Genomic DNA, 6,221 nt, shown 5'->3' on the forward strand with positions numbered 1-6,221 from the left:
AGTATTTCCGTAAGGTAGATTCATAGACATAGAATCGTAATACTAAAAACTTGGTTTTATGACAAAATAAAGAAAAAAATATTCAGAAAAAGAAGAATCATAAAAAATTAATAAAAACACTGCAAAAAGAGTTGGAAAAAAACAGATAAAAACCCCAAACTAGCTTATGCAAACCGACAAAAACAGCAAGTCCACTGTGATACGATGCTAATATTAGTAATCGTGTATCTTGTTTGATTTAGGAAGAACGAACATAGTTTTATAGTGGAAGGGCGGATTGGTATGAATGACACAAAGTTTGGTTATAAAAGCAATCAGACAGCAGCTACAATGGAAAAGACAGCTTCAAAAATAAAAATACCGAAAAACGTAAGACAGATTGGTAAAATTGGAGACCAGTTAAAAATCTATATGGAGGATTATGTAAAGACTTATACAAGGCAACTTGCAGAGAGTGATTACGCTAGTCGTTGTATGGCAGTCTTAGTGGGGGAATACCGTCACGAAGAAGATAATCGTAATGTCTTCATTTATGGTGCTATCTTGGTAGAGAACTGCTTTGAGGACGGTAAAATAGTTTTAAAAGAAGATTCTTGGGCTATGATCTATGAGAAGATAAAACAGTATTTTTCTGAAGCTGAAATTGTTGGATGGTATTATGGTGGGACAGGATTTGGTACAGACGAAATTACGTCACTTCGGGAATTTCATATTGATAATTTTGCAGGCAGAGATAAGGTTCTGCTTACTTATGATGTTCTAGAAAAAGAAGATAACTTTTACATATACGATGGATATGACTTAAAACAGCAACCAGGATATTATATTTATTATGAAAAAAATTTAGAAATGCAGAATTATATGGTAGATCACAAAAAGGTAAAGCATGAGGAATTAGAGATAAATGATCGTGCCATGAAGGAAATAAGAACAATTCTAAAGGAAAAGAAGCAACCTCTCGATTCTGATAAAGAACAACGCAACATGTTACGTCTTGGATACGCTGCTGGTGGATTAATGACTGTGGTAGCACTAGTAGTTGGAATCACGGTTATGAATAATACAGATAGAATGAAACAGTTAGAACAACAAGTAAGTTCTATTTCTAAAGATATATTTGATAAGGATACCAATAAGAACAAAGATACAAGTAAGGAAGTTGCAGCCATAACACCGATTCATGACCAGGATTTAGTGGACGAGCCTAATGTGGATGTATCAAAGGGCGATAATGTCGATTCGGTTGAGACATCAGGAAATAAAACAACGCCTATGCCAACGAAGGGTACGGATGAAGTAACAATAACACCAACAATAATTCCGACCTTAGAACCAACAAAAAGCCCAACTGTAACACCAACGGCTACTCAGGCACCAGCAGAAACTCCAATACCAACAAAGGGAGCAGATCAAACAACAAGTAATATTGATGTCACGAAGTTAAAAACATATCAGGTTAAGAGTGGGGACACATTAGCAGGCATCTGCATGCGTCTTTATGGGAATTACAATATGCAGAAGACAATCAAGGAATTAAATCAATTGGTTGATGAAAATGTAATCTTTGAAGGGCAAGAATTATTAGTACCATAACTAAAAATTGGCTTGGCTTAGAGTGTGCTTCAGTTACTCTGGGTCAAGCTTTTTTTAAAAAATTAGTGCCATAATATGAAAAATAAGGTATAATCGAATCAAAATGATTGTGTAATAGCGAGTTGTTGACGATAAATGCATAAGAAAGATAGGCAGAGAATAAGATGGAGAGATTAAAAAGAAGCCTTAGGGCTGATGAATTGAATTTAAAAAAGAAAAAAAAGCGTAGACTGATCCTTTCCCTTGGTGTCATAGGAATCTTAATAATTCTAGGGATAGCTATTGTTTTACATAGAAAAACCGCGGTATACACCTCTTATAAGGTAGTCGGATCGACAGAACTAACGAATGCAAAAGAAAGTAGCTACCTAAAATATAAAAATGGAGTTATAAAGTATAATAGAGATGGTGCAGAGGCAATAGGTGCAGATGGAACAGTACTATGGAACGTTTCTTATAGTATGAAGAAGCCAATAATTAATGTAAGGGGTAGTTATGCAGCTATTGCTGATATGGGAAGTTATGACCTCGTTATTGTAAATGGTTCAGGAACAACAAATGCGCTCACTATGAAAGAGCCAATTGCAGCGGTTAAAATAGCGTCTCAAGGTGTAACAGCAGTGTTAACTGGAAATGGGACTACAGATTATATCTATTTTTATGATATGAATAGCGAGAATGGAAAGTCAATATTAGATGTAAAAACCATGGTTACAACGGACGGTTTTCCAACCGATATTGGTATCTCAGAGGATGGTACAAAATTGGTAACCTCCTATTTGGCTGTGGATGATGATAATGATGGTGTAGTTAGTAAAGTTACTTTTTATAACTTTGGTGAATATGGTAAGAATCAAGTTGATAACCTGGTAGGATTTTATTCAGACTATCGAGGAGAGGTAATACCGAAAGTTGAGTTTTTAAATAATGAAATCGTGGCCGCGTTTCGGGATACTGGAATCACGTTATATTCCATAAAAGAAGTTCCGCGCGAAATCATGCGACAAACCTATACAGAGAAAATACATAGTATTTGCTATAATGATATGTATGTAGGGGTGATTCTTGATGGTACAAATAATACACAGGAAAGAAAAGTATTACTTTACGATTTTTCAGGGAAAAAGATATTAGAAAAAGAAGTGAACTTTACCTTCCAAAACGTAACTTTAATAGAGAATCAAATCATTTTCTACAGTAGTACGGAATGTAATATTATGAATATTGATGGCAGTATGAAGTTTTCTTCGCAGTTCCATACGAATGTAACAAGTCTATATCAAACAAGTAGTATGAATGAATATCTTTTAGTTACAGATGTGGGACTAGATAAAATTCAATTAAATAAGTCGGAGGAGTAAAAAATGAATGCGTTGGTGTTAATAGTAGTAGGAATTCTTATACTGTGTGCATTTTTAGGTATGAGGAAGGGGTTTATTAAAACAGTTTTTTCAATATTTTCAATGGTGGTTGCTCTTATTTTCACATTAATATTAAGTCCTTATCTGGGTAAAAGTTTACAGCAAAATGAAAAACTAGTTACGTATTTGTCAGAGAAATCTGCTGAGGTATTAAAGCTTGACGATATCGATGATAAGATTAACCAAACGGTCGAGGATAGTGTCATTGGTAAACTACCTTTACCAGAGTCTTTAAAAAACACGTTACAAAAAAATAATAACTCTGATACTTATGATGCCCTTGGAGTTAAGGATTTTAAAGGCTACGTTAGCCATGCTGTTGCGAGCATTGTAATTAATGCGATATCTTTTGCAATTACTTATGTTGTATTAATTGTTTTACTTCGTATACTAAGTACAGTACTTAATATTATCAGTAAGTTACCGATACTTAACCAAATCAATAAGTTAGTAGGTTTGCTTGCTGGTGGTATTCATGGACTTATCATTGTATGGTTGTTATTTATATTATTAACTATCTTTAGTGGTACAAAGCTCGGACGAGAGTGCTTTACAATGATGAATGAAAGTGTATTCTTAAGTGCACTCTATGATAACAATTTAATCATGAAATTTGTAATGAATTTATCTGGCATACTAGGATGAATAGCCTGAAAAAATAAGTAAATATCAAACTACAACTTGAAATTGCGAGAAAGGTGGAGTATACTTGCTTTGTAAGCACTTACATCTATAAAGCAAACGTAAGAAGCATGACTACTTATTAAGTAGGTGGATATGTGCAGTTGAACTATTTACTTAGTTACTGTCCTAATATATTACAAGTAAAGGAGTATAGAAAATGAACGAAGTATTAAAGCGTTTTGAGCAATTAGGAATTATTCCAGTTGTTAAAATTGATGATGCTAAGGATGCAGCACCTTTAGCAAAAGCTCTTTGTGAGGGAGGTCTTCCAGTAGCAGAGGTAACATTCCGTACTGCAGCTGCAGAAGAAGCTATCCGTAACATGGTAGAGGCTTGCCCTGATATGTTCGTTGGTGCAGGTACTGTACTTACAACTGAGCAGGTTGACCGTGCTATAGCAGCAGGTTGTAAGTTCATCGTTAGCCCTGGTTTAAATCCTAAGATTGTGAAATATTGTATTGAAAAAGGTATTCCAATCACTCCAGGTACATCTAGCCCAACTGATATCGAGCAGGCAATTGAGCTTGGTTTAGAGGCTGTTAAGTTCTTCCCAGCTGAGGCATCTGGCGGTCTTGCAAAGATTAAGGCTATGGCAGCTCCATATGTAAATATGAGATTTATGCCAACAGGTGGTATTAGTGAAAAGAACCTTACTTCTTATCTTGATTTCCCTAAGATTTTAGCTTGTGGCGGAAGCTGGATGGTAAGTGAGGCATTAATTAACGGTGGTAAGTTTGATGAAATCAAGAAACTTACAAGAGAAGCTGTTAATACAATGTTAGGCTTCGAATTAAAGCATGTTGGAATCAATGCAACAAGCGAAGAGGAAGCAGACGGAGTAGCTACTTCATTTGAGAAGTTATTCGGATTTACTAAGAATGTAGGCAGCAGCTCTATATTTGCTGGAAGTGCAATTGAAGTTATGAAGACTCCATATCTTGGAGCTCATGGTCATATTGCTATTCAGACAAATTACATTGAGCGTGCAATCTATCATATGGAGCTTCAGGGCTTTGAATTTGATATGGACACAGCGAAATACAATGGTGGCAAGATGGTAGCAGTTTACTTAAAGGGTGAACTTGGCGGATTTGCTGTACATTTACTTCAGAAAAAATAATTCTTCCATTAGAATGAATTTATATTTTGGCTCTGTGCCAAGTGTTAAGAAGAGGTTACATTGTAACTTCGACTAGATACTAGGTGCAGAGCTATTTTTAAATTATAAGAAGTCGCATTGTTGGGTTATTTACTATTAAATGGAAAGCAATGAGTGATAGTTATAATAAATTTATAGAAAATTTTATAATAAAAGTAAGGACCTACATTCTCCATTAGACATAGATTCCAAGCTGCACGTTTTATGGTATGTAGATAGGATGCAACCGAGCATCCTATAGAAAAATAAATATCAAGATTATTTCCTAAATTTTTATAAAGTTTCTTGTATTCTAGCTGGAAAATAGTTATATTATAATCACGTGGACGAAGGAGGAGAATCTATGAAGAGACTTCAAAAATTATTTGTTGCTATATGTGTAATGTTTGCCATCATGCTTACTCAAGTAGTAACGGTATCAGCGGCGCAAACGATGACGTTTGATGATTTGTATATGACCCTTGAAATTTCCGATGATTTCATTGTGTTAACACCAGATACCCCAAAAAACGATGGGCGTTGGGCTGCGGCTGGTATCATTCAGATTGATTCAAAGTTAAAGGAATTTAATGATATGGGTGTAAAAGTTTTGTTTTACGATAAAAAAAGCAATACATCCGTGACTATGATGGTAAAGGACTCTTCAAAAACCAGAGAAATAGTGAACCTAGTTAGTATGACGGATACCGAGCTTCAAGAGTATTTCGATTCTTTGGTAGGAAAAGACTCAGATACATTCGTATCTACCGTTGAGGAGTATACACACAAGCAAACCCCATACTTTAAATTGCGACTACAATCGAAAGAGGGAGAAAGTCCAGTCAGTGAAGTAGTCTATGGGACCATAATGAATGGGAAAAGTATCGGTTTTGATATCTATAAAGAGGGAAGTTACATACAAGATAAGGAAGAGGAATTAGTTAGATCTCTGGTAGACAATGTTTCATTTACGAAGATATTAGATGCGTCTGAGATTACTAAAGAATCAGAAATAGGTATTAAGGATTTTATTACTCCAATTCTATTCATATTAATTATTGGTGTTATTCTTTTTATATTCAACAAGAAGAATAAGAAAGCTTCTCAGATAAAGAAGAAAATTTCACAGGACATGCAGGAGTATAGACTTAATCGAAGAAAGCTTGAGGAAGCAGGAGAGCTAACAAAGGAAGAAGCACTGTTTACGAACTCAACAGAATATCATGATCAAGCCATAAAGACATACTGTATGTACAATCAATTCTTTAAGAGGATAGGGTTCTGGATCTATGTTATTGTATTGTATTTGATAATACTGGGATACAGCCTTTTCTTCGGTACTTCAATTTGGATGACCATTATTGTTACAATCGCAGGTATAGTAT

At 34.9% G+C, this 6,221-nt stretch carries 5 protein-coding genes (1 of these 5 cut by a window edge); all 5 read left to right on the forward strand.

Features of this window, described 5'->3' with window-relative positions:
• Nucleotides 1–282 precede the first annotated feature (282 nt).
• Nucleotides 283–1,593 carry a LysM peptidoglycan-binding domain-containing protein gene (locus tag CPHY_RS00310; protein WP_012198084.1) on the forward strand — a complete coding sequence of 437 codons (1,311 nt, stop codon included), beginning with the start codon at nt 283–285 and terminating at the stop codon, nt 1,591–1,593.
• Nucleotides 1,594–1,757: 164 nt separating this feature from the next.
• The gene (locus CPHY_RS00315; protein WP_012198085.1) at nt 1,758–2,954 is read left to right on the forward strand and encodes a DUF5711 family protein; all 1,197 of its coding nucleotides are present in this window, start codon (nt 1,758–1,760) and stop codon (nt 2,952–2,954) included.
• Nucleotides 2,955–2,957: 3 nt separating this feature from the next.
• Nucleotides 2,958–3,659, forward strand: coding sequence for a CvpA family protein (locus CPHY_RS00320; RefSeq protein ID WP_012198086.1), 702 nt, complete (start codon nt 2,958–2,960; stop codon nt 3,657–3,659).
• A gap of 196 nt (nt 3,660–3,855) precedes the next feature.
• Nucleotides 3,856–4,818: a bifunctional 4-hydroxy-2-oxoglutarate aldolase/2-dehydro-3-deoxy-phosphogluconate aldolase gene (locus CPHY_RS00325; RefSeq protein WP_012198087.1), complete on the forward strand. Its 963-nt coding sequence runs from the start codon at nt 3,856–3,858 to the stop codon at nt 4,816–4,818.
• A gap of 382 nt (nt 4,819–5,200) precedes the next feature.
• Nucleotides 5,201–6,221 carry the 5' portion of a YcxB family protein gene (locus tag CPHY_RS00330; protein WP_012198088.1) on the forward strand. 317 nt of this gene lie beyond the right edge of the window, so only the first 1,021 of its 1,338 coding nucleotides appear in the window; its start codon is at nt 5,201–5,203; its stop codon lies off the right edge, out of view.

It is taken from the genome of Lachnoclostridium phytofermentans ISDg (assembly GCF_000018685.1).
Classification (GTDB): Bacteria; Bacillota; Clostridia; order Lachnospirales; family Lachnospiraceae; genus Lachnoclostridium; species Lachnoclostridium phytofermentans.